The organism is Pirellulales bacterium, assembly GCA_035533075.1.
GTDB lineage: Bacteria > Planctomycetota > Planctomycetia > Pirellulales > JAICIG01 > DASSFG01.
Genome location: DATLUO010000064.1, coordinates 44,998 through 69,115 on the forward strand (window position 1 = coordinate 44,998; position 24,118 = coordinate 69,115).

Genomic DNA, 24,118 nt, shown 5'->3' on the forward strand with positions numbered 1-24,118 from the left:
GAGCTCCGCGCCGCGCGGTTGAATCGCTATCGGCGGCAATGTCACGGGAATCACGCCCTTTCAGGGCTACCGACTGATTGCGACCAACGGTGACCCAGGGTTGCGCTGCGCTGCACCCTGGGCTATCGAATGACGTCCGTTCCGGGCTACAGCGCACGCGGAGCGTAGCCCTGGGCTGGTGGATTTGACGCTTTGGCGTGGGCGATGCGGCGCCGTCGGCGGGCTTGCCTCGCTGACGCTTCGCTTTGGTGTGGATCATTGAACCATCCGCGTTGGCGGTCTCCGGCGGCGAGCGATAAAAGTAAACTTGCTGCGCGACGAACAAACCCCGCCTTCTGCGCGCACAACGAGCGCCGCTGGCGGGTCCGGGCCGGTGAGGATCTTGCTTGGCCGCTAGGCCTCACCGGCCAATTTCAATTTTGGATTTTGGATTTTCGATTTTGGATTGGCGAAGCTCTGTGCCGGCGGCGGAGCGCGACGGTCAATCCGTTGACCGACGGCTCCCTCCGTGATTCGGGCCTTCGCGCTCCGCGGTTTCACTACCGGTTCAAGACCGCTGGCGGGCCGGCGCGAGCCAAGGCCCGCTTGTGCCACCCTACAAATCCAAAATCCAAAATCGAAAATCCAAAATCCCTTCTCACTCAATCATTTTCCTCGCTTCCTCCACGAGCAGCGGATAAACGGCCCGTTCGGCCCAGGTGCCCCACGCGGCCCGGCGATTGGCGAGATCGTCGCTCTCGTTCCGGTCGGCTTCTTCGACCCAGCGATCGGCCTCGGCCAAAGAGCGCCGCGCATCGTCGATTTGCCCGAGTCGGTACTGGGCCATTGCCAGGAAAGACCAATCCCAGGCGCTGGGCCGATAGAGTATGGCCGCCACACGAAAACACTCGATCGCTTCCGCCCAACGACCGGCGCGGTAGAGCGCCGCGCCGCGCACGTAGCCACCGTAGTGAAAGTAAGGCGCCGCGACCTCCGCCAGCTTGACAAGGCGCCCCGCTTCGGGCACGGCGTCGTCGGCCAGCACGCAGGCGAACAGCACGCTGCAGGCCGTGCGCGAGTCGTTGGTGGCAGCGAAGCGATCGAGCATGGCCTGACAGGCGCGGCGATAGGCGTCGCCCTCGCCGGCGGCCAGGTGGGCCACGGCACAAAAGCGCCACAGGTCGGCGTCGTCGCCGGCCAGGTTGCTCGCGGCGGCGAATTCGGCCGCTGCGTCACTATAGCGATCTTGCCCTAGAAAGACGTAACCCCGGCTGCGGTGCGATTCGAGCCGAATCTGCGCGTCGCCCGGCCGCTCGTTCAGAGCCGCGGCGTACTCGGCGCTCGCTTTGACGTCCCAGTGCAGTCCGGCAAAGGCCCGCGCTCGCAAGACGGCCAGCCGCGGATCGTCTGGCGGAGACTCGCCATCGATCAAGTTCGCCGCCTCGCGGTAGTACAAATCGCATTCCAACCAGTCGCACCAGGCAATCGGCCAGGCGGCCTCTGCGCCACGGTGCGTCACCCAAGCGCCACTCTGGCTCTCGTATCGGTCCTGGGTCCAGCGGTCGATGGTCTGGACGGTGGCATGGAGTGCCTGCCGGGCGTCGTCGGACTGGCCAAGGCGGTAATGAGCCATGGCCAGCACCGGATAGGCAATCTCCCGTACCGCAAAGTCGGGCTTGGCATCGAGTGACTCCCGCAGGCGTCCCACCGCTTGCTCGAATTGCCCTGCGCGGTAATGAGCGACGCCTAACAGGAAGAGACAATGCCGCGACCCGGGGCTGTCTGCCAACAGTGTCTCGGCAAGTCGCACCACCTCGGTCGGATCGCCCTCTGGACCGGGCCATAAGACAAACGCGCGCGTCAATTCTCGGGCGAACGTGGTGTTCGTTGTACCTCCAAAACGCTCGCGAATTTGCACCCGTGCTTGTCGGTGGCCTGCCGCGTCTCCCACGTGTAACCGCAACAAGGCGTGTAGGTAATAGCGGAAGGCGACGTTGGGCTCCCGCAATTGCACCTCGCGCGCGAGATCGGCGGCGGCCAAATCCCACAGTCCCAACAGCGCGAGCAAGTCGCCGCGCTCCGCCCACAGCGAGGCGTGGTCGGGCCGCAATTCAATGGCCTTCGAAAAGGCCGCGTGGGCATCGTCCCAGCGCCGTTGGCTGGCATACCATCGTCCGCGCTCTAATAGGGCGTTGGCCGATGTCAAGTTATTCAGGTCGTGCCGAATCTGTTCGGCCCGCTGCTCAGCCAGCTCTTCGGCTTGCACGGCGCGGTCCTTGGCCTCTTGCGTGCGCGCTTGTTCCCGGCGGATAAGGGAGTTGCTGGCGGCCAACTCGGCAATTGTGATCGCTGCACCTAGCACGATCAGGGCCGCGGCCGTGAGCGCAAGTTTGTTCCGCCGCGCGAACTTGCCGAAGCGGTACCTGCGCGAAGGCGGGCAAGCCAGCACCGGCTCGTCGGCCAGGTAGCGCCGCACGTCGGCGGCGAAAGCGCTGGCCGTCTCGTAGCGCCGGTTGCGGTCTTTCTCCAGGGCCTTGAGCACGATCCAATCGAGCTCGCCCCGTATGAGCTGACGCAAGCGAACAGGGTCGCTGCCCCGGTCGGCGGAGACCACGGTGGCCGACTCGCCCAGCAGGGCGATGCGCGTGCTCGGCGGCGGCGACTCCTCCTCGCGGATCAGCCGGCCGATCTCATCAAAGCCCGCCTGCCGCAGCCGCTCTTCCTCCAGCGGCGTGCTACCGGTGAGCAGCTCGTAGAGAACCACCCCCAACGCATAAATGTCGGTCCGCGTATCGATGTCGAGCCCGTTCTTCTGGGATTGCTCGGGGCTCATGTAGCGCGGCGTGCCGAGCATCTGAGCGAAACCGGTAAAATACGTCTTTTCGGTGAGCGGTTCGCCCAGCGCTTTGGCGATGCCGAAGTCGATCACTTTGACCACCGGCGTCTCGTCGTGCATCGTCACCAGCACGTTCGAGGGCTTGAGATCGCGGTGGATGATGCCTTTGGAATGTGCGTGCTGAACCGCCTGGCAGACGGAAAGAAACAGCTCCAACCGCTCTTTGGGCGAGAGCCGGCTGTGATCGCAGAATTCGGTGATCGGCGTGCCGCGCACCAGTTCCATCACGAAGTAGGGCCGGCCCGATTCGGTCTGGCCCGCGTCGAGCACACGGGCAATGTTCGGGTGCTCCATCAGGGCCAGGGCCTGGCGTTCGGCCTCGAAGCGGGCCACCACCTGCCGGCTGTCCATGCCCGGCTTGACGATCTTCAGCGCCACGCGTCGGCGCACGGGGCAGGTCTGCTCGGCCATAAAAACGATGCCGAAGCCGCCTTCGCCGATTTGTTCCAGGAGCTTGTAAGGTCCGATCTGCGTGCCCGGCCCCTCCACCACTTGGCCGGCTGCTCCTTCCAGAAACCGGCCCGCTTCCTCGTCGGCCAGCAGCAGATCCTCAATTCGCGCCCGCAAGGCGGCATCGTCGCCGCAGGCCTCGGCCAGAAACGCGGCGCGGTCCTCGGGCGATTGCCGCGAGAGCGCCGCGCAGAAGACTTCCATCACTTGCTGGCCGGAAAGTTGCATAACCTTATCATCCTCCCCTGCCGGGAGAGGTTGGCGTGAGAGCGGGGCGCGAACGTGGCCCATTTATAATGCCCGGTTTCCCGCCGAAGTGCGCCGGGCTGCGATGATCTTTTTTTGCAAATGCTCCGAATTCTTCGTCGCAGCCGCATCTTGAAGGCGCCGCGCCCGCGAATCGCATCGAAGTCCACGTCGGCCTTCGCCAGTCCCACGCCCTTGGCGTCGTTGCAGAACCCGGCGGCTTGCGTCGCTTGCTTGGCGGTAAGGATCCCACCGGCCGCCGTTTTTCCACACGAGTTACTTCGACTTCTTCTCGGACTCCCGTTCCATCACTTGCTGGCCGGAAAGATGCATGACCTGACACCGGGCACTACCTGGCCCCTTCTATAATGCGCGATTTGCGGTCAAAGTGCGCCGCGCCGGCCCAATCTTTTTTTGCGGGATTTGGGTCCGCGCCCTGGTAGGGTGGGCATTGCCCACCGTGAACATTCCTTACCGCCGCGGCAGGCCGAGCCACCGCGGCACGCGCGCCTTGTAGGTCCGGTAGGCATCGCCGAAGCGCGCCTCCAGACCGCGCTCCTCTTGCGGCACCTTGAGGAAATTCGTGATCGTGAAGCCGGTGGCAGTGAAAATGAGAATAAAAACGCTGCCGTAATAGAGCGCCCAGCCGAGTACGACGATCAATAGGGAGAGGAACATCGGGTTGCGCGAGAAGGCAAAGGGACCGTGCGTGATGAGCACGCGTGAAGTGGCCGACCAAAGGCGCTCGCCCTCATCCAGCTCCACGATCTCCGGGAGCTTGGAGAACTGGGCGCCCATCACGCTGTACACCCAGATCAGGCCCATGACTCCAACCGTGACTGGAACCAGGCCGAACCGGTTCCAGGTCGCTGGTCCGCTTTCAGTCCAACCGTACCTGGGAGCGACGAGCGACATCGCCCAAGGAAGCACGGCCACGAAAAATGAATGAACAACCAACACAATTGGCATACCGAGAAGAAGGCACGTCCGCCGCCGGATGCGGATCCGTCGGGACGGCTTCCCGTCGGAGACGTGAGGAGTGGTCATCGCTTCATCTTCGCTCCGGTTCGCTCAGCGCTTCGTACAACCAGGCACGGGCGTAGGCCCAATAGCGATCGGCGGTGCGCCGCGGCAGATCGAGCGCCGCGGCGGCCTCTTCCTGGGTCATACCGGCAAAGAAACGGAGCGTGACGAGGTCGGCACACGGTTTATTCTCCACGGCCAGCCGCTTGAGCGCCTCGTCGAGCGCGAGCAAGTCGTCATGCGAGGCATTGTCGACCGCGATCAGGCTGTCGAGATCGACCCGCCGCCATCCTCCGCCGCGTTTTTGGCATTTTTTGTCGCGTGCCCGATTGATGAGGATGCGGCGCATCGCCTCGGCCGCGGCACAAAAGAAGTGGCCGCGGCTGTCCCACTGCGGGTTCTCGCCGCCGCCGACCAACCGCAGGTACGCTTCGTGGACCAGTCCGGTCGCATCGAGCGTCTGGCCGGGCCGCTCATGAGCCAGCTTGCGCGCGGCCAACCGGCGCAGCTCGTTATAGACCAGCGGCAACAGATCCTCGCTGGCATGCGGGTCGCCTTGCTCGATGGCGGGCAGGATGTGCGTGACATCGTTCATCGCCCCTGAACATAACCAACCCGACGCCGAATAGCAAAAGATTTTGGGTTCCGAGCGGATGCCGCCGGCTTGCCCGGCGGAGGTTCACGTTGGCCGTCTACAGGACGACGCGCCCGACAGCCGCTTGCGGTAGCGGGCCGCCGCTTCCAGGTCACCCTCCCGCTTGCGGAGCAAGCGGGCTACGTAGCCCGCTCGCTGCGGATGCCGCCGGCTTGCCCGGCGGAGGTTCACATTGGCCGTCTACAGGACGACGCGCCCGACAGCCGCTTGCGGTAGCGGGCCGCCGCTTCCGGGCCACCCTCCCGCTTGCGGAGCAAGCGGGCTACGTAGCCCGCTCGCTCCGCGGGCGGATCGGCGATCGGGAGGGCGAACGGTGGTGGTTGGCGGAGCGTCAGCCGTGCCTAAGAATTGAGCAGCGGCGTCGGGCGGCTGCCGCGACCCGCTCGGCCGCGCACGGTGGGTGTAAATTTACACCAACCGATGAAACACGGCGTTTTTGCCAATCGGTTAACCTGACAGAGGGTTTTTGGCGGCTGCTCAAATGATGTGCATAGTGGTCATCTGGCTGCCTGTTCTTTGAGCACTTCTATTGTTCGTGCGGCGAAGCAGCCCCGCCGGCGTTCGTCGAGCTGGTGTGACAAACCGAAAAGATCCGGTCCCAAGCCAGCGGCGCGGTAGAACGAGAGGAATGACAGAAAGATTACAGACAGAAAAATGAAATGAACGATCGCGGTCCTGAATCCAAAATCGAAAATCCAAAATCACCCCACCCCCCAGATTTACCGTTGCGGCGGCGGTTTTGAAGGCCGGACCGGCATTGCCGTAACCCGTTTCAGTAAAACGGTTTATAACAAGGAACGGCACTGAAGCGACATTTATTTTTGACAACGGTAATTGTTTTTCCGCAAGGGTAATTCGCGGGCGGCAATTTCGCCGGACCGTCAGCGGGTCGGCTGCCGAAAACGCACCGCCGGGCGGACATGAGAAACCGAAAACGGCGGCCCGCCGCCGCGGGTGACGGGTCGGGCAGCACGACGCTCAAGCGTCGCGCCGGGTCTTTGACAACTTGGTTCTGAATGCGTTCCGCGGGGGTCACCCCGCCCGGCGGAACTCGTACGTCGCCACGCCGCGGGCGGAATCGAAGCTGACGATCGGCAACGTGGGTGGTGGATCGTCGCCCGGATACGCCTGGCGGTCGATCGGAAAATCGTGCTGGGCCGGCTGACCCGCCGCGCAGTAGGCCACGGCCTTGATCTGCGTGTGGGCCTGTAGCAGCTTGTCGACGAGGTAGCGCACCTTTTCGCTCTGGGCCGCGCCGGGCACCACCTCCCAAACCACCAGCCGCAGCGTGCCTGGCATCCCGGCAAACGGCTCATAGTCGATCAACACCCCCAGTTGGTCCGGACGGCGACGCTGATCGCCTTCGATCAGGCCCTGACGCCACAGGCAAGCATAATCGCGGCAGCTCGCGGGACGGCGATCGTAAATGCCGCAGCCTGCCTGGCAGACGTGCCGGCAAGCGGTCTGGCTGGGCTTGCCTAACTCGCGGACCGATTTTACCGCGCAGCAAGCGGTGCAATCGCCGCAGGAGCGGCCGGCGGCCCGTCGGGCCACGATCTCGATTTGCTCGGGCGGCAAGCCATGTGCGCGGGCCGCTTCCACAAGCGGATCCTCGCCAGCCGCCATGCTGCTTTCCATGGACACCCCCCCGAAGGACATTCGCGGGGCTAAAAAAAGCCCCTTGGGGTCTTTCGGTATCCGTCGAATGCAAGATCGGCCGCTCTGGCATGGCCGCCATAATCCGCACGACCGACAGATTTGGCTCTGTCACGGACCAGCCGTCATAGGGTAAACTACAGGGGACGCGGCCCATGATGAGGCGTTGCAGCGAAAATCAGCGCCTCACTTCCGGCCGCGTGACGTAGTTTCCGTTTGTCTGGGTCGGTCTGGGCGGTTAGAATGTGCCGTTTCTGATGGGGGTTGGTCCAAGGAGTTCCTCGGTGCAGATTCGCATCTCGACGCGGCATGGTCGCCTGAGCGAGGCCACCCAGGCCAAAATCTCGGCCAAACTCGAACGTTTGCCACGGCTTTTCGAACGCCTGACGGCCATCGAACTGACCGTCGATCTCGAGCAGAAAACCGCACCCGCCGTGGATTTGCGGGTCTCGGCGGAGCACAAACACGACTTCGTCGCCACGGAGCAGGCCGAAGAACTGATGGCTTCCGTCGATGGCTGCCTGCACAAGGTCGAGCAACAATTACGCAAGTACAAGCAGAGAATTCAAGATCATCATAAACGTGTGGGCACCAAACCGTCGCCGATCGCCAGTGAAGAAAGTGCGGCGGAAGAGTGACGAGCATACAGAAAGGAGAGGTGCATGAAGTTTGCCGACTTCGTGAGCCGCGAGGCGATCAGGGCCGATTTGACGGCCGACGACAAAGAAGGGGTGATTCGCGAGATGCTGCAGGCCCTGTTGGCCGCCAACAAGGTCGCCGAAGGCGAGTATGAGGGCATCGTCAAAGCGATCATGAAACGCGAGGAACTGGGCAGCACGGGCATCGGCCGGGGGGTGGCCGTCCCGCACACCAAGCACCCCAGCATCGACCATTTGGTCGGCACCGTGGCGGTCAGTCCCGAGGGGGTCGATTTCGACAGCCTCGACGGCGAAAAGGTACACCTCTTTTTTCTGCTGATTTCACCTCCAGACCGTCCCGGCGACCATCTCCGGGCACTGGAGAATGTGTCGCGTCAATTGCGCGACGAAACGTTCTGCAAGTTCCTCAAGCAGGCGAAGAATCCGGAAGACATTCTTCAACTGCTCGACGAGGCAGATAACAACCAATTTGTATCCTGAGACAATTCGTAGCGAGCTTTTTCGGCCCTGCGGCCCGCCCCGTCCGGGCGGCCCGGCACGTCTGATGGCCGGCTGTCCAATCCGATGAGCATGAGAGCGACCCGAACCGTCGTCGTCACCAATCCGCAAGGATTGCACGCTCGGCCTGCCGACCTGTTTGTGAAGACGGCCACCCGCTTCGCATCCAAGATCGAGCTGGTCAAGGGGCGCGAGCGCGTCGACGGCAAGAGCATTCTCTCGTTGCTCACGCTGGCGGCCGTGGCCGGCACGCAATTGCTGATCGAGGCCGACGGGCCCGATGCCGAACAAGCGCTCGATGCGTTGGCGAAGCTGGTCGAACAGAATTTCGCCGAGAACGAATACATGCGCGAATAGATGCAGAAACTGCAGGGAATCGCCGTCTCGCCGGGCATCGCCATCGGCGAAGCGCTGGTCATGGACACCGAGGGGTTCCGCATCCCTCGGCGGTTCCTGACGCGCGACGCCGTCGACGAGGAGCTCGACCGCTTGCGCCGCGCCTTCGCCGCCGCCGCCTCCGAAATCGAGCACAACCGCGACACCGTGGCCCGCGAGTTGGGCAGCGAATACGGCGCCATCTTCGAGGCCCACCTGCAGATGCTCCGCGACCCGCGGCTCCGCAGCGAGCTGGACCAGATGATTCGCGACCGGCATTACTCGCCCGAATATGCCATCAGCCGCACGTTGCGGCGCTACGTGAAGGTCTTTCAATCGCTCGATTCGGGGCCGATGCAGCAGCGGGCCGGCGACATTTTCGACATCGAAAAGCGGCTGTTGCGAAACCTGCTGGGGCGCCGCCGCGAGGAGATTTCAAGCCTCACCTCACCCGTGCTCGTGCTGGCGCACAATCTCACGCCCAGCGAGACGGCCAATCTCGACCGCCGCTACGTGCGGGGATTTGTCACCGAGATCGGCGGCGCGGGGAGCCATACGGCCATCGTGGCCGAGGCGCTGGAGATTCCCGCCGTGGTCGGCACCGGTCCCTTTCTGAGCGATGTTTCCGGCGGCGACCTGGTGATCATCGACGGCGATCAGGGACTCGTCGTTCTCCATCCCGACGAAGAGACCATTGCCCGTTACCGGCACGAGATCGAAGAGCGCCGGACCATGACGGCGCGGCTGGAGAGCTTGCGCGACTTGCCGGCCGAGACGGCCGACGGCGTGCGCGTGCAGCTTTTGGGAAACATCGAGTTTCCGCACGAAGTGGCGCACTGCCTGGAGCGCGGCGCCGACGGAATCGGCCTTTATCGCACCGAGTTTCTGTATCTCGGCTCCGACGTCGAGCCGGACGAAGAAGCTCATTATCAGGCCTACGCCGAGGTCTTGAAGGCGATGGAGGGCCGCCCGGTGGTCATTCGCACGCTCGACCTGGGCGCCGACAAGCTGGCGAATTACTCGCCGGACGTGGAGCGCAACCCGTTTCTCGGCCTGCGCAGCATCCGGCTGTCGCTGCGCAACCTGCCGCTGTTTCGCACGCAGCTTCGCGCTATTCTGCGGGCCAGCGCGTTGGGCGACGTGCGGATCATGTTCCCGCTGATTTCGACCATGCTCGAACTGCGGCAGGCGAAAATGGTGGTGGCCGACGTCATGGAAGACCTTGAAGAGCACGGCCTCCCCTTCAATCGCGCCGTGAAGGTCGGCATGATGGTCGAAGTCCCCTCGGCCGTGATGATGATCGATCACTTCGTGGCCGAGGTCGACTTTTTGAGCATCGGCACCAACGACTTGATTCAATACACGCTGGCGGTCGACCGCAGCAACAAGGACGTCGCCACGCTGTACACCGCCAGCGACCCCGCCGTGCTGAAGCTGATCGAAATGACGGTCAACGCGGCGGGCCGCCGGCAAATACCCGTGAACCTGTGCGGGCAGATGAGCGGCAACTCGCTCTACACCCTGTTGTTGCTTGGCCTGGGACTGCGGCAATTCAGCGTTCCGCCCAGCGCCATTCCGGAGATCAAGAAAGTGTGCCGCAGCGTCACGATCGGCCAATGCGAGGCGGTGGCCGCGCACGTGATGACGCTGGAGAACGCGCGTGACATCAAATCTTTTCTCAAGGAGGAACTGAAGAAGGTCCTGCCCGAAATGGTGGGATAAGAATTTCGTTTGGATAAACTGTGCTGTCCGGACCGCAGAAACGGATCGGCGGAGACGCCGGGCAGCCAACGTGTTTCGGAAGGTCGCGCCACGACGGCAGTGGCGCACCAGAGCGAACCTATGGTTCGACAACGAGTACGCATTCGTTTTCGTAAAGAGAAAGACCTGAGGCTGATCGGCCATCACGATCTGGCGCGCGCCTGGGAGCGGATTTTTCGCCGGGCCGGCGTGGCGCTGCGCATGAGCGAGGGATTTCATCCCAAGCCGCGGATGGTGTTCGCCTCGGCCCTGGCGATGGGAGTGATCGGCGCCGACGAGGTGCTCGACGTGGAGCTGGCTGACGCCTGGTCCGTCGAGCAATTGCGCCCGGCTTTGACCGCCCGGCTTCCCGATGGCCTGAGCATCAAGTCGCTGGAGATCCTGCCGGCCGACGCGCCGCGGTCGCGCGTCGAGCGCGTGACCTACGCGCTCATCGTGCCGGCCGAGCGACGGGCCGCGTTGGCCGAGCGGCTGCACGGTAGCCCGCTTGCTCCGCAAGCGGGACCGCGCCGCGATCCCGTCGGATTCGTGGAGCAGATCGAGCTGACCGGCGACCGGTTGCACTTCACCGCACGGGTGACGCCGCAGGGCACGGCACGGCCGCGAGAGCTGCTGGCCTGGCTGGGTCTCGACGATCTCGACGAGCAGGGAATCTACCTCACCCGCACGACCGTGGAGCTGGCCCCATGAGCCCGATCCCCGTCGAGTATGAAAACGAAAGGCTTGCTCTTCCGCTTTGCCGAACAAGAAAGCGAGAAAATGAAGCAAGAGATGCTGATCAACGTGTCGCAGCCGGAAGAGTGCCGGATTGCGATTGTGGAAGATACAGTTCTGGAAGAACTCTACATCGAACGCACCAGCCAAGACAACTACGTAGGCAACATCTACAAAGGCCGCGTCGTCAACCTGGAGCCGAGCATTCAGGCGGCGTTCGTCGATTTTGGCGTGGGGCGCAACGGCTTTTTGCACATCAGCGACGTCGAGCCGCAATACTTTCGGCAGGGAGGTTACGATCCGTTTCGTCCGATCGAGTCGGGCGGCGGCCCGTCGCGCGGCGGACCGTCGCGCGACTTCGATATGGGCGACGATGACGATGTGGACGCCAACGGCGGCAACGGCACGCAGACGGCCCAGCGGCGGCAACGGCGGGTCCGTCCCGGAGCGCGTCCGCGCGTCAAGCCGCCCATTCAGGAAATCCTGCGGCGCGGCGACGAGGTGCTGGTGCAGGTCATCAAGGAAGGCATCGGCACCAAGGGGCCGACGCTGTCCACCTACATCAGCATTCCCGGCCGCTATCTGGTGCTGATGCCGGCGTTGGGGCGCGTGGGGGTCTCGCGCAAGATCGAAGACGACGCGGCCCGCCGCACGCTGCGCGACGTGATGTTGGAACTGAGTCCGCCCAAGGGACTGGGCTTCATCGTGCGCACCGCCGGCGTCGATCGCACCAAGAAAGAGCTGTCGCGCGACCTGGCCTATCTGTTGCGGCTGTGGAAGGTGATCGTGCGGCGGATCAAAAAACATCCCGGACCGGTCGGCATCTACGAAGAAAGCGACATGATCATCCGGACCATTCGCGATGTTTTCACCGGCGACGTGGATGCCATTTACATCGACGAGCCGACGGCCTATGAGCGGGCCAAGGAATTCCTGCAGATCGTCATGCCGCGCTACGTCAACCGGCTCAAGCTCTACGAGGGCAAGGAGCCGCTGTTCCACAAATACGGCCTGGACGACGAGATCAGCCGCATCCACAAGCGCGAGGTGCCGCTGAGGCAGGGAGGCGGCATCGTCATCGACCAGACCGAGGCATTGGTGGCGATCGACGTCAACAGCGGGAACTTTCGCGCGGACAACAACGCCGAGGAGACCGCCTATCAGCTCAACCTGACGGCCGCCAGGGAGATTGCCCGGCAGCTTCGGCTGCGCGACTTGGGCGGCGTGATCGTGAACGACTTCATCGACATGCGCAAAGAGCGGCACCGCCGCGGCGTGGAGCGCGCCCTGCGCGATGCCATGAAGCGCGACCGTGCCCGCACCAAGATTCTTCGCACCAGCCCGTTCGGACTGATCGAGATGACGCGGCAGCGCATCCGGCCGAGCCTGAAGCGGAGCGTGTACAAAGGCTGCCCGAGCTGCGGCGGCACGGGCGTGGTGAAGACCGCCGAGAGCATGGCGATCGAGGTGGTCCGCGAGCTGATCTTGGCGAGTCACTTGGAGGGCCTGTCGCGCGTGGCGGTGACGGTGGCCGAGGAGGTGGCGACCTACTTGAACAACAAGAAGCGCCGCGAGCTGTCGAAGCTGGAAGACGAGGCCGGCATCACCGTACAGATTTTCGGCAGCGAGTCGGCCGCGCCGGAGCACCTGCTGATCGAGTGTCACGACGCCAATGGCCGCGAGCTGAAGTTTCCGTCCCACTGATTTTCGCACAATGAGCGAGGAGCTGATACTGGCGAGCGGTTCGCCGCGGCGGCGGCAACTGCTCGCGCAGGCGGGCTACCGTTTTCGGGTCGTGGCGCCGCGCGAATCGGCGGAATGCGGAGTGTGCAGCGCCGAGACGCCGCCCGTCATGGTGGCCAGGCTGGCGTATCAAAAGGCCGCCGATGTTGCCGGGCGCATCGGCCGCGGGCTGGTGCTCGGCTGCGACACCGTGGCCGAATGCGCCGGGCGGATTTTGGGCAAACCCGCCGACGAAATCCGCGCGCGCGAAATGCTCGAGCTGCTGAGCGGACGCGAGCACCATGTTTACAGCGGAGTTTGCTTATGGCGCGTCCCTGACGGCCAGCCGCTGGTGGAGGTCGAGGTTACGACGCTGGCGATGCGGGTGCTTTCGCCGCGCGAGATCGACGACTATCTGGCCAGCGGTCTGTGGGAAGGGAAGGCGGGCGCCTTCGGTTTGCAAGACCGTTTGGGGTGGCTGGAAATCACCGCGGGCAGCGAATCGAACGTCGTGGGGCTGCCGCTGGAGCGATTGGCCGACATGCTGCGGCGCACTGGGTAGGGTGGGACCAGCGAGCTTGCGAGCGCCGGCCCACCATCGGCGAGGGAGAGACGGAGAGAGGGAGCGACGGAGAGACGGAGAGACAACCCGTAATGCGGCCCGCACTGTCCCTCCGTCCCTCCGTCCCTCCGTCCCTCCGTCCCTCCGTCCCTCCGTCTCTCCGTCCCTCCTCCTCTCCCTCCGCCGCCGCGGACGGCTCCGTAAACACCACGCCGCGGATAGCGCACAAGAGCGCCGTCTGCGACCGATGCGACACGCGCGTCGCATCGATGCCGCTGGGAGTTGACCAGGCGCAGGGCCTCGCGGACGAACGGCCCCGAGGCCCGCCACACCGGACCGGTGCGCCTGCGCTTGCCGCCCGCCCGCACTTTGGCCGCGCGCGGCCGGACCGGCGACGGCACTTTGGCAGCGTGCTGCCGAACTGGCTGCGTCCGGTGCCGGTTCGTCCGTCTGCACGATCGGCGCAAGTGCTTTCAGGGCCTGCCGTTGCGACGAAAAGCGCTCGGGGTGCTGCGCGGTCAGCCGCGACCAGTTGCGGGCGAGCTGCATGTAGCGGCGCGCGGTCCGTGCCGAGAGCCGCTTGTCTTTGTCCTGTTGGAAGTGGCTATAATCGACCACGTTCCGCACGGGGCCAACTCTTGCTCGGAGGAGATGACGATGAAAAAGCCGTTGTTGCTCACGTTGGCATTGGTGGTGCTCTCGGCCGGCGGCGTGGCGGTCTCGTTCGGGGCGCGCGACGACGCGAACGACAAGTCGGGTTCTGGATACGGGTCGGCCGCGGCGAAGGCGCATCCGGCTGAGGCAAAAGCCGTCCTGGCGGCAGCCAACGACTTTTGGGATGCGATGATGGCAATGCAAGCGACAGGGACCGCAACGTTTTCGGAAGACCTCCACCTCGGCTCGTGTAGGTTGCTTAATGCGGAGCGAGCATTGGCCGACACCCAAGAAGCCGAACAAGCGGCCCAGCTGGCCCACTGGCAGCGGATGGAGGACATCTATCGCAAGATCAAGGCCCTCTTCGACACCGGGACCAAGGGCGGCGAGCCGGACAAACTGGCGGCGGCCAGGTATTATCGTGCCGAAGCCGAATTGTGGCTGGTGGAAGCGGGCGGCACGGTTCCCGGCGACCGGCTCAAATGATTGCCGTGAACGCAAGGCGACTTCAATTCGGCACCCGCGAGTTGCTCAGGCTGACGTTCTCCTCGCTCATCATATTTTATAGCGGCTGAAATGGTATCACCTTTCGACGGCCTATCTGATCGACGTGGCTGTCTTGCCGAGCGGCATGGTCCCGGTGGCCAAGGCGCGGTAAGCTCTTCGGCATGCCCCACAAGAATGCTGATCGAGGCGACGCCGGTTACGTCGCCATCACATTCCCAGCCACATGGAGGTTCAACATGCAGCCGCGAATCGGTCCTCTGGTAGCAGCCATCTTGCTCGTTGTTGGCAGTCGTGCCGCAGCCGATACGCCGCCCGGCAAGAAGCCGTCGCGAGCGTCAGTGGCCGACGAAAAACTCCGCCAAGAGCTTCTCGACCGAACGCAAAAAGACCAGGCCGTGCGTAAGGAACTGCTGAGTCGAACGCCTGACGACGCCGAGGTACAGGAGATGGTACAGGTTGACCTCGATAACACCGCTTGGCTCAAACAGGTCGTCGAGTCGCATGGCTGGCCGGGCAACGCGTTGGTCGGCGAAGATGGGGCTTTTGCCGCTTGGTTATTGGTGCAGCACGCGGACCTTGATCCCGCGTTTCAAAAGAAGTGCCTCGGGCTGCTGGCGAAAGCGGTGGAAAAGAACGATGCTTCGCCGAGGAATTTGGCCTATCTAACCGACCGGGTACGTGTCAACGAGAAGAAACCGCAGGTTTACGGCACGCAGTTTGACCTTGTTGGCGGCAAGCTGAAGCCAAAGCCTATCGAAGACGACGCGCACGTCGATGACCGCCGCAAGCAGGCGGGCTTGGAGCCGCTCAGTGAATATCTGAAGTCGGCTGAAGCTGCGTTGCCTCCCGACAAAGCTGGGTCGTGAACGAGGACGCTGGCTCGTTGGCCGACGACGGCTGCGGCAAGGCCGTTCGGCTGCGAACGGATGCGCCAGACAGGCGTCGCGTGAAGAGCAGGGGCGCGACGGCTCGCCGCCTGCGAGCCGGCTTGCTTCGTGCCGCCCCGCCGTCGCTATGATAGGGGCATGGCCGAGAATCCGTACAAATCGCCCGTTGCTTTGGAGCGAGCAGAACGCGTGAGGCGTCGCCCCAAGAGGCATCGCCGAAAGTGGAGCGCCATGGAATCCATCGCATCCGCGTGTTTCGTTCTCGTCGCCATCTACCTCGGGGCGTTGATTTTCGAAGCGCTGTCCCATTGACCGGCCCGCTCGATTGCATCAGATGTTCCTTCGGGCCGATAATGCCCTGATCGACGAGGCCATCACTCTCGCGACGACTGCCATACCATGAGCCGACGATTTCAGTTCAGCTTGGCCAGGTTGTTTGCAGCAACGGTGTGCTGCGCGCTCGCCGCCATCTCTACGAGACACATCTTTTACGTCCGGCGTATTGAAATGGGGGAAGCGTTGGCGTGGACCTTAACCGGCTGCGTCTCGCTGGGTGTGGCAGTCGCCGTGCTAACGCAAAGCGATAACCTGGGCGTCGTCGCGGCAATAATTGCTGCGGTCGCCATTATTCTTTTTGGTTGAAATCAGGGACTCCGCACATGCCCCGCCCGCAATTCACCCTCCGTGCGTTGCTGGTGGCCATGCTGGTCGTGGCCGCGTTCTTTGGGGGCATGGTTGCGCAGAAGAGGCTCGACCAACGTGTCATCGAACGCTCTGGCTTGCGTCTGGAAACGACGACGATGCCCGACGGGACGTTCCAGACCCGGCTGGTGGATCCCGGCGGAAACCAGCTAGGAAAAGTGCGAGATTAAGCGCGGCCACCGGCCAATTCCCCGGCCACACAGGAATAACGCACTATCCGGAAGCGATAGCCGGCGCGAACGGCCAGCAAGTGGCTTACCTCGTCTTGCCCGACGAGGAAATCGAGCTGCGATTGATTCGGCCACTGCGGTTCAGCTATCAGCATGCAGCTTGTGGAGAGGTGACACGAATGGGTTTGACGATCGCCCAGACGTTTGCTCGCCGGCCGTCGTTTGACAGCCAGGCGTTTTGCGTTGCGTGCCGAAGGCATTTTCCCTTGAAGACGTTCGGCGATGACGAAACGATGCCACAGTATCACTTTTTTTGGGAGGATGGTTCGCCGGTCGGGACCTAGGCATTGGGGTCGGTGGCGGTATAGCGTCTGGACCGCTACCGCCGGTTTCTTTCCAGGCTATTTGCTGTGGGAAAAACACGCGGTCCAGGCCTCGGACGGCGGTTGCTGCTTGTCCCAATCTTGCATCCAGGCAACGAAAACTGCAAGCAGGACGAAGGTGCGACAGCTTCACGGTCGGGGCTCCCGCGGGCATCGCCCAAAGCAAAGCCAGTGAATCAAAACGGCAAGGAGGCCGTTGACAAAAGGCGAATCGAGAACTGAAGTTGGCCGCGTGGGACTCCGGATGGTCGAGTCATGGCTGGCTCCGACAAATAAGGAACGGAAAACCGACCCTCGACCCCCGCAGGGCATCGACCGAAATCAAGCGGGCTGCGGGCACCGGCTCAAGAACTTGAGCGGCCGGGCTTTGCCGGGCCGACGATCGTTGGATGTTCGCGAGCATCAATAAATTCTCTCTACGTTCGGCGGGGATGACGGTTGTTTTAACGCTTCCGTGAGGCGGTTGCCAACATCGTCGATGATAGCCGCTCAAAGTCAGCCTGACCGCCTGGCCACCAGGTGGCTCTGGCTAGCAGGCCCAGCCCGGCGGTAGACTCTAGGCTCGTAAGTAACAGGCTCGTAAATAACCCTGGGCGAATCGCAACCGGTAAACTTGCCATGCCAACCAACCGAAAACCTGATGACGAACGGACGCCGGAAGACGCCCGACGCGCGGCCGAAGATTCGATCGAGCTGGCGAAAGTGCTGGCCGGCGAAAGCGCCATGAGCGACCAGGAATTTCTGGAGCGGATGGCCCGCAGCGACGACATCGTGTGCCTCGACGCCGAGACGGACGGCATGACGCACAACATCCTACTCGGCGCCCAGGTTGCCCGTGAGATGATCGAGGCGGCCGAATATGAAGACGTGGTGAGCAAATGGGCCGAAGAGAGCCAGCGTCGCTGGCGCGAGAGCAAGTTTTTCAAGCTCTGGCAGGCCGAGCAGGCGGCTGGCCGCGCCCCGCACAAGGCCTTCGAGGAGCGGGGCTGGGAGCCGTAGGGCCGTGGAGGTAGGCGCGGTCCAGGCTCTCGACGGTCGCCTGCGGAACCGATTCTTAACTGCCGATTGATTGCACCCTGTCGCGTCGGGGACGACAATCAACCGTGACCCGACTACCGTATGAAGCAGCCCGACCATCCGCCGGCAACACGCGGCGAACCGGCTAAGTAATAATTCGGTGCTCTTTGGCGGCGTCACCATCATTATCTTCACACGATGAGGATTCCTCTATGCGACCTGTGCGACAACATGTTCTGAACCGGCGCCTTCTGGTCGTGTTCGCCTTGACCGGCATGGTTGGTTCTTGGGCGATGGCCGAAAAGCTTTCGCCGGCCGTCTTCGCGGCGGTTGCCGCCGGGGCCGAAGATGAGGCGGTGGTGCCACATCCCGACCCGACCTTCAAAGGCGTCGCCAAGCACACACTGGCCGGTTCCAAGCCGGACTTTCCAGCAGCGGTAGCGGCCCCGAAAGAGGCACCCAACGTCCTGTTGGTGCTCATCGACGACGCCGGCTTCGGGAACCCGTCGGCCTTCGGCGGACCGATTCAAACGCCCACGCTCCAGCGACTGGCCGATCAAGGGCTGCGCTACAATCGCTTTCACGTGACGGCGCTTTGCTCGCCGACGCGCGCCGCGTTGCTTTCCGGGCGCAACCATCATGCGGTCGGTTTCGGCTCGATCGCCGAGATCGCCGGAGGCTGGCCGGGCTACAATGCCACCTGGCCCAAGAGCGCGGCGTCGATCGCTCAGATTCTGCAAGGCAACGGCTATTCGACGGCCGCCTTCGGTAAATGGCACCTCACGCCCGACAACCAGCAGGGCGCGGCCGGTCCGTTCGATCGCTGGCCCAACGCGCTGGGCTTCGACTATTTCTACGGCTTTTTGGGCGGCGAAGCAGGGCAGTACGACCCCGTGATGACCGAGAACAACACAACGATCGGTGTGCCCCAACAGAAAGACTACTACCTGCCGACCGATCTTTCCGACCGCACGGTCCGCTGGATTCACGATCAAAAGACCCAGTCGCCCCAGCGGCCGTTCTTCATCTATTACGCCACCGGCGCGAGCCACGCGCCGCATCACGTGCCTCACGAATGGGCCGACAAATACAAGGGCAAGTTCGACGCAGGCTGGGACAAGTATCGCGAACAAACGTTCGCGCGGCAAAAGAAGCTGGGCATCATTCCGGCCCACGCGAAGCTCACTCCGCGCGAACCAGCCTTCCCTGCTTGGGACTCCATTGCGCCCGAGGTGAAAAAGCTCTACGCCCGGCAGATGGAGGTTTACGCCGGGTTCCAGGAGAATGCCGACTATGAGGTGGGCCGGGTGGTGAAAACGATCGACGAGTTGGGGCTGGCCGACGACACGCTGATCATTTACATCTGGGGCGACAACGGCGCCAGCATGGAAGGGACCGAGACCGGCTCATTCAACGAGCTGACCATGCAGAACGGCATTGCGCTATCGGACAAGCAACAGCTTAAGCTGATTCAGGCTTACGGCGGCATCGAGGCCTGGGGAGGCCCGGAGATGGCCCCGCATTACGCCGCTGCCTGGGCCTGGGCGGGCAACACGCCGTTTCAGTGGGGCAAGCAGGTGGCCTCGCACTTCGGCGGCACGCGCAATCCGATGGTGGTTTCCTGGCCCAAACGCATCAGCGACAAGGGCAGCGTTCGCACGCAGTTCACACACGTGATCGACGTCGTGCCGACCCTTTTGGAAGTGGCCGGGATTGCGGCGCCCAGAGAGGTAAACGGGATCGAGCAGATGCCGATTCACGGCGTGAGCTTCGCCTATAGCTTCGACGATGCCGACGCGAAGAGCCGGCACACGCAACAATACTTCGAGATTTACGGCAATCGGGCGATGTATAAGGACGGATGGATCGCGTGCGCCCGGCTCGATCGCATCCCCTGGCGCATCGATCCGGCCACGCTGGCGAAGTTCTTGCCAGGCAAATGGCGGCCCGAAAACGACAAGTGGGAACTCTACCACATCGACGACGACTTCAGCGAGTCGCACGACCTGGCGGCCGAGCACCCCGAAAAACTCGAGGCACTGCAAGAACTGTTCTGGGAAGAAGCGGAGAAATACCAGGTGACTCCGCTCTTGGCCGGGTTTGCTCCCTTCTTTGGCTTCCCGACGCCGGCCGCGAACCGGACGAAGTTCACTTATTATCCGGGCACCGAGAACATCGGGTCCGGCATGATTCCGCACATTTACAGCCGTTCGTTTACGATCAGGGCGGACTTGCAAGTGCCCGACGACGGCTGCGAGGGCGTGATCGTCGCCGAGGCCGACCACCTGGGCGGCTTCTCGCTTTACGTGCAGGGCGGCAAGCTTAACTACACCTATAGCTTCATGGGCGTAAAGGTCGAAACGCTGACTTCGACCAGCAAATTGCCCAGCGGCGACGTCGAGGTGCGGTATGAATTCATGGCCGACGAAGAAGGGAAGGCCGGCACGGGCGGCAAGGGCCGGCTGATCGTCAACGGCAAGCCCGTCGGCGAGAGCCATCTCGACCATACCGCGGCCTTCCGCTTCAGCGCCTATGCCGGCATGGACATTGGCAAAGACAACGGGCTGACCGTTTCGCAGAGCTACAAAGACAAGGCACCGTTTGCCTTCACGGGCACGATCGAAAAAGTATCGTTCGACATCGCGCCCGGCAAAAAAGCGTCCCAGGGCAGATAAACCGCCTGCTGCTCGCGATCTTTGGCCGCGGCCACGTTGAATCCGGGTATCGCTTATTGCTCGCTGGTCCCGCCGGCTTTCACCACGCCGCCCTGCATCACGGCGATGAAGCGAGAGCGGTCCTCCAAGATGCCGATGTCGGCCAGCACATTGCCGTCGACGACGAGCACATCGGCCAGCTTGCCGGGCTGAAGCGTGCCAAACTCGTCGCCACGGCACATGATCTGCGCGCCGGTCTGGGTGGCGCAAGTGATCGTTTCCAGCGGCGAGAAGCCGACGTATTTGACGAAGAAGGTCAGCTCCTTGGCATAGTCGCCGTGCGGGTTCCAGGCGAAGCCGTAATCGCCGCCCATGCCGAGCCGGCCGCCGTGCTTGAGAATCCGCCGGGCACTCTCCGCTCCGCCCTCCAGTGTTTCCTGGTGCCCGTCGATCACGCGCTGCGACAGGCCGAACTCGCGGCCGCGCTCCACGCTGGCCTGCTCGAAGTACAAGGCCGGCACCACCGGCGTGTTTCGCACCAGCAGCATGTCGAGCGCCTCGTCGTCCATGAACGTGCCGTGCTCCAGAGTGTCGTAGCCTGCCCGCAGCGCATTTTTGATGCCTTCGGTCGCCCGGCAGTGGCCGGTGACTTTCAGCCCGTGGTTGTGGGCGGTCGCCACGCAGGCATGCATCTCGTCGAAGGTCATGCAGAGCGTGTGATGGTCGTTGTGGTCGGGCGCGGCGGCGTCGCCGGTGGGGTAGGTCTTGACCCATTCGACGCCGTCCTTCACCAGCTTGCGGACGGCGGCACGCGCTTCGTCCGGCCCGTTGACCAGCAACACCAGCCCCTCCATGCCGATCTTGCGGAAGTCGGGATTCCAGTCCATCAGCCCACCGACGCCGCAGATTTCGCGTCCGCTGGCCGCCAGCCGCGGGCCGAGCGTCACGTCGTCTTCGATGGCCCGTTTCAACCAGACGTCGATATTGAACAGGCTGCCGCCGGACCGGGCGGCCGTATAGCCGCACTCCAACGCCAGCCGGGCATTGTGCGCGGCCAGCAACGTCACGTACTCGACCGGATATTTGATGTCGAGGTCTTCCAGGTGGGCCACGTCGAAGTAGGTAGGATGGAAATGGGACTCGACCAGGCCGGGCATGATCGTGCCGCCGCGGGCGTCGATCCGCCGCGCATCGGGCGGAGCGTGCGGCGCCGACTCGGTGCGGCCGGCGTAGGCGATGCGGCCGTCGGTGACGACGACCGTGGCGTCCGGCAGCGGCTTGCCGCCCCTGCCGTCGACAAGCTGCCCGCCCGTGATGACCGTGGTTCCTGAGGCGAGTTTCATTCTTTCGGATCCGGGGATTTGCCGTTGCTGATTTCTTCCAGCACGGTTGTCGAAGCGAAGAGCGGGTTGCTGTCGGTTTGCCGCACCACGCCGACGCCAGCCGCCAGCCATTGCTGCTGCGTATTGGTGGCGAGCGTTTTTTTCATCACGACGGAAAGCTTCAGGCAGTGCGGATACTTGCCGGCGGGCGTCTCCACGTCTTCGAAGCCGAAGGCGGTGAACTCGAAATCGCCGCTCGTCGTTTTCGCGCCCCAGCGGTCGCCAATCTTGAACGAGGACGGCAAGTAAAGCCACTCCGGCGACTGCTCGTCGCCCTCCAACACCTGGTAAACCCCGTCCCGCGTCGCCCGATAGTAAATCAGCGTGTCGGGTATGAACGGCACGCCGGTGATGGTCGTCGTCACTTTGAAGTAGGACTTGTCGTTCAGCACCGTTCGCTCCGCCACGCGGTTCGTCGCCGTGGCCTTGCGTGGCGTTCCCACAGGCGGCTCGACGGTCACCTGGTACTTCATCACGCGGCCCAAAGCCAGCGGTAAGTATCGCGTGCCGTCGATCGGTTTGTGTTTGCCGCGCGCGGGTGGAGCAGCCAGGGAAAACGAGAGGCAGGCGGCGAGAATCGCGACGAGGTAGCACGCTCGGCTGAAGGCGAAGCAAGGTCGCGGTGGCTGGGGCAGGGCCGCGCGGCATGGCGGATTCCGCGTTAACGCTGGGACGCGGCGATGCCCCGGTGGCGAGGCCGCCACCGGGGCATCGCTGGCCGGCCGTGCGTTTTCGCAATGGCCCAACCGAACCCGGCCAGCTTCTGCCCCAGCCACCGCTGAGGCCGGCGGGCCAGGATTCCCGTTCGTTTTGAAACTCATTTGGCTGTCTCCGGAGCTTGACTGCCGTCGTCTCGCGCGAAGCGGTAATAGACTTCCAGCGCCAGCACGGCCAGCGCGGTGCTGTAAACGCGGCCCCCTTCGCCGCCGAATTGATCGTTCGGGTCCCAGCTTCCGCGGTTGCAGTCGGAGCCGTGCAGTTCGAGCGAAATCACGTGATTGCGGACCACGTCGTTCCAACGCTTCCACGGTCCGCCGCCCGCCATGAACATCGCCAAAGTGCAGTTGTACCAGAGATAGAAATCGCTGCCCCCGACGCGGCCGGCGCCCCAGCGGGCCTCGGCCTGATCGGCCAGATAGGCCGACGCCAGATGAATCAGCTCGGAATCGTTGTGGTGCGTGACGAACTCGTCGACCAACATTCCCACGCCGGTGGTGGCGTCGGTCACGAACCGCAGCCCCTGGTAATGCGTCCGCCCCGTGAGCGGATCGGCGGCGCGTTCGAAAAACGCCGTCATGCGAGAAAGGGTTTCGGCTTCCACGGGCAAATCAGCCTCTTTCGCCGTCTTCAAGGCCAGCATCACCCAGCCCGAAACCGACGTGTCGCTCGGGTTTCCCTTGTTCGACGTATAGCGCCATCCGCCGTCGCCGTGTTGCTGGCTTTCAATGAATTTGACCGCCTTGTTGGCCGCGGCGAGGTACTTCTCGTCCGGGTGCCGTTGCGCCGCCCGCGCGACGGCGCAGGCCTCGGCCAGCGCGAAGGTGGCGATGGCATGCTCGTACATATATCGCTGGTTATAGGCGGCCGGTTCGCCGGGCGCCTGGCCGAGCCGGTTGAGCGGGCCGACCAACTCGCCGTTGGGGCCTTGCCGCGCCACCAGCCAGTCGAGTCCGCGGCGCACGTTGTCGGAATAAGCGTGCTGGTTGAAGTCGTAATTGCCGCCGGCCTGGAAAGCCAGCACCGGCAGGCCCGTGAGCGCCGCGTCGTATTTTCCCCCCGGGCCCATGCACGGATGCTCCTGCTCGCACCGCGACGACGGGCCCGAACCGAGACAGTCGGGCCCCCAGTGGCCGTCTTCGGCCTGATGGCGCGCCAGCCAGTCGAGTCCGGCCGTGACCCCTAGTTCCGACTGCGGCGTGCCGCCGACTTTGCCGATCCACTTTTCGCGGTCGGGGCGCGTGCGTTGCGAATAGAGCCCCAAAGGCTCCGCGGGTGGTCCGGCCACCGGAAGCTTTCGCTCCTCTTTCGACAGACCGATCTCTTTTGGCGGCGCAAGCTCTTTCATGGCGACCGCTTCCTGCTTCGGCGGGGCGGCGCCCTCGGTCTTCGCCGCAGTGGCTGCCTGGACGGGCTTCGCCGGCACCGTCTTGGCGACGTCGTCCGACGCGGCGGGCTGCTTGTTCTTCTCCGCCGACTTCACCTCGGCCTCGGCGACCTGCATCGCGGGCGCGGCGGCTTCGGGCTTCTTGCCGGTGGTCCAGGCGTAATAGACGCCGCCGACGAGCAGCACGAGCAGTAGCAAGAGCGCCATGCTGGCCAGAACGTTGCGGCGCGATTCGCTGGCGTGAGCAGCGCCGGCTGCGGGCCGGCCGTGGCCCACGTCGGCGGACGTGAGATGCACAGGGCCGGGTGGGGGCGGTCGCTTTACGCTGCCGCCGGCCGCATGTGGCAACGGACGGCCACATCCGGGATGCGGACAATGGGCCGCGTCGTCAGGCACAGTTCGGTGGCAGGCAGGGCAGGTTTTCATAGGGCGTTAGGCGTTGGGCGTTGGGCGTTGGGCATT

Annotated in this window: 21 protein-coding genes; 13 read left to right on the forward strand and 8 right to left on the reverse strand. The window is 63.7% G+C overall.

Features of this window, described 5'->3' with window-relative positions; translation table 11 throughout:
• Positions 1 to 637: 637 nt before the first annotated feature.
• From VNH11_08460 to VNH11_08480, 5 genes are all read right to left on the reverse strand, one after another.
• The gene (locus tag VNH11_08460) at positions 638 to 3,553 is read right to left on the reverse strand and encodes a protein kinase (GenBank protein HVA46391.1); all 2,916 of its coding nucleotides are present in this window, start codon (positions 3,551 to 3,553) and stop codon (positions 638 to 640) included.
• 489 nt (positions 3,554 to 4,042) lie between these two features.
• Positions 4,043 to 4,618, reverse strand: coding sequence for an isoprenylcysteine carboxylmethyltransferase family protein (locus tag VNH11_08465; protein ID HVA46392.1), 576 nt, complete (start codon positions 4,616 to 4,618; stop codon positions 4,043 to 4,045).
• 4 nt (positions 4,619 to 4,622) lie between these two features.
• Positions 4,623 to 5,189, reverse strand: coding sequence for an ECF-type sigma factor (locus VNH11_08470; protein ID HVA46393.1), 567 nt, complete (start codon positions 5,187 to 5,189; stop codon positions 4,623 to 4,625).
• A 537-nt stretch (positions 5,190 to 5,726) separates the two neighbouring features.
• The gene (locus tag VNH11_08475) at positions 5,727 to 6,077 is read right to left on the reverse strand and encodes a hypothetical protein (protein HVA46394.1); all 351 of its coding nucleotides are present in this window, start codon (positions 6,075 to 6,077) and stop codon (positions 5,727 to 5,729) included.
• A gap of 204 nt (positions 6,078 to 6,281) precedes the next feature.
• A complete protein-coding gene (locus VNH11_08480) occupies positions 6,282 to 6,875 on the reverse strand; it encodes a hypothetical protein (GenBank protein HVA46395.1) in 594 nt (197 codons plus the stop codon).
• Positions 6,876 to 7,189: 314 nt separating this feature from the next.
• On the opposite strand from VNH11_08480, the gene raiA reads away from it, so the two are divergent.
• The 13 genes from raiA (at position 7,190) to VNH11_08545 (ending at position 20,191) form a co-directional block, all read left to right on the forward strand.
• The gene (raiA, locus tag VNH11_08485; GenBank protein HVA46396.1) at positions 7,190 to 7,543 is read left to right on the forward strand and encodes a ribosome-associated translation inhibitor RaiA; all 354 of its coding nucleotides are present in this window, start codon (positions 7,190 to 7,192) and stop codon (positions 7,541 to 7,543) included.
• Positions 7,544 to 7,567: 24 nt separating this feature from the next.
• Entirely contained in the window at positions 7,568 to 8,044 is a 477-nt protein-coding gene (locus VNH11_08490) for a PTS sugar transporter subunit IIA (protein HVA46397.1), read from the forward strand.
• Positions 8,045 to 8,134: 90 nt separating this feature from the next.
• The gene (locus VNH11_08495; protein ID HVA46398.1) at positions 8,135 to 8,419 is read left to right on the forward strand and encodes an HPr family phosphocarrier protein; all 285 of its coding nucleotides are present in this window, start codon (positions 8,135 to 8,137) and stop codon (positions 8,417 to 8,419) included.
• On the forward strand, positions 8,420 to 10,159 hold the full coding sequence (ptsP, locus tag VNH11_08500; protein ID HVA46399.1) for a phosphoenolpyruvate--protein phosphotransferase: 1,740 nt from the start codon (positions 8,420 to 8,422) through the stop codon (positions 10,157 to 10,159). It abuts the gene before it with no gap.
• A 120-nt stretch (positions 10,160 to 10,279) separates the two neighbouring features.
• Complete coding sequence (locus tag VNH11_08505; protein ID HVA46400.1) at positions 10,280 to 10,888, forward strand: TIGR03936 family radical SAM-associated protein; 609 nt, start codon at positions 10,280 to 10,282, stop codon at positions 10,886 to 10,888.
• Between the two features lie 18 nt (positions 10,889 to 10,906).
• A complete protein-coding gene (locus VNH11_08510; GenBank protein ID HVA46401.1) occupies positions 10,907 to 12,616 on the forward strand; it encodes an Rne/Rng family ribonuclease in 1,710 nt (569 codons plus the stop codon).
• Positions 12,617 to 12,626: 10 nt separating this feature from the next.
• Entirely contained in the window at positions 12,627 to 13,196 is a 570-nt protein-coding gene (locus tag VNH11_08515) for a Maf family protein (GenBank protein HVA46402.1), read from the forward strand.
• A 657-nt stretch (positions 13,197 to 13,853) separates the two neighbouring features.
• Positions 13,854 to 14,336: a hypothetical protein gene (locus tag VNH11_08520; protein HVA46403.1), complete on the forward strand. Its 483-nt coding sequence runs from the start codon at positions 13,854 to 13,856 to the stop codon at positions 14,334 to 14,336.
• Between the two features lie 359 nt (positions 14,337 to 14,695).
• A complete protein-coding gene (locus VNH11_08525) occupies positions 14,696 to 15,223 on the forward strand; it encodes a DUF6624 domain-containing protein (protein HVA46404.1) in 528 nt (175 codons plus the stop codon).
• A gap of 420 nt (positions 15,224 to 15,643) precedes the next feature.
• Positions 15,644 to 15,886: a hypothetical protein gene (locus tag VNH11_08530; protein HVA46405.1), complete on the forward strand. Its 243-nt coding sequence runs from the start codon at positions 15,644 to 15,646 to the stop codon at positions 15,884 to 15,886.
• Positions 15,887 to 15,903: 17 nt separating this feature from the next.
• On the forward strand, positions 15,904 to 16,116 hold the full coding sequence (locus VNH11_08535) for a hypothetical protein (protein ID HVA46406.1): 213 nt from the start codon (positions 15,904 to 15,906) through the stop codon (positions 16,114 to 16,116).
• A gap of 1,001 nt (positions 16,117 to 17,117) precedes the next feature.
• Positions 17,118 to 17,498, forward strand: coding sequence for a hypothetical protein (locus VNH11_08540; protein ID HVA46407.1), 381 nt, complete (start codon positions 17,118 to 17,120; stop codon positions 17,496 to 17,498).
• A gap of 230 nt (positions 17,499 to 17,728) precedes the next feature.
• Positions 17,729 to 20,191, forward strand: coding sequence for an arylsulfatase (locus tag VNH11_08545; protein ID HVA46408.1), 2,463 nt, complete (start codon positions 17,729 to 17,731; stop codon positions 20,189 to 20,191).
• A 53-nt stretch (positions 20,192 to 20,244) separates the two neighbouring features.
• Here the strand turns inward: VNH11_08545 and VNH11_08550 are convergent, their stop codons facing one another.
• The 3 genes from VNH11_08550 to VNH11_08560 form a co-directional block, all read right to left on the reverse strand.
• Positions 20,245 to 21,513 (reverse strand): amidohydrolase family protein, encoded by a 1,269-nt coding sequence (locus VNH11_08550; protein ID HVA46409.1) that lies wholly within the window; start codon positions 21,511 to 21,513, stop codon positions 20,245 to 20,247.
• Positions 21,510 to 22,025, reverse strand: coding sequence for a hypothetical protein (locus VNH11_08555; protein ID HVA46410.1), 516 nt, complete (start codon positions 22,023 to 22,025; stop codon positions 21,510 to 21,512). Before VNH11_08555 ends, VNH11_08550 begins: the two co-directional genes overlap by 4 nt.
• Positions 22,026 to 22,369: 344 nt before the next feature.
• A complete protein-coding gene (locus VNH11_08560; GenBank protein ID HVA46411.1) occupies positions 22,370 to 23,953 on the reverse strand; it encodes a prenyltransferase/squalene oxidase repeat-containing protein in 1,584 nt (527 codons plus the stop codon).
• Positions 23,954 to 24,118: the final 165 nt, after the last annotated feature.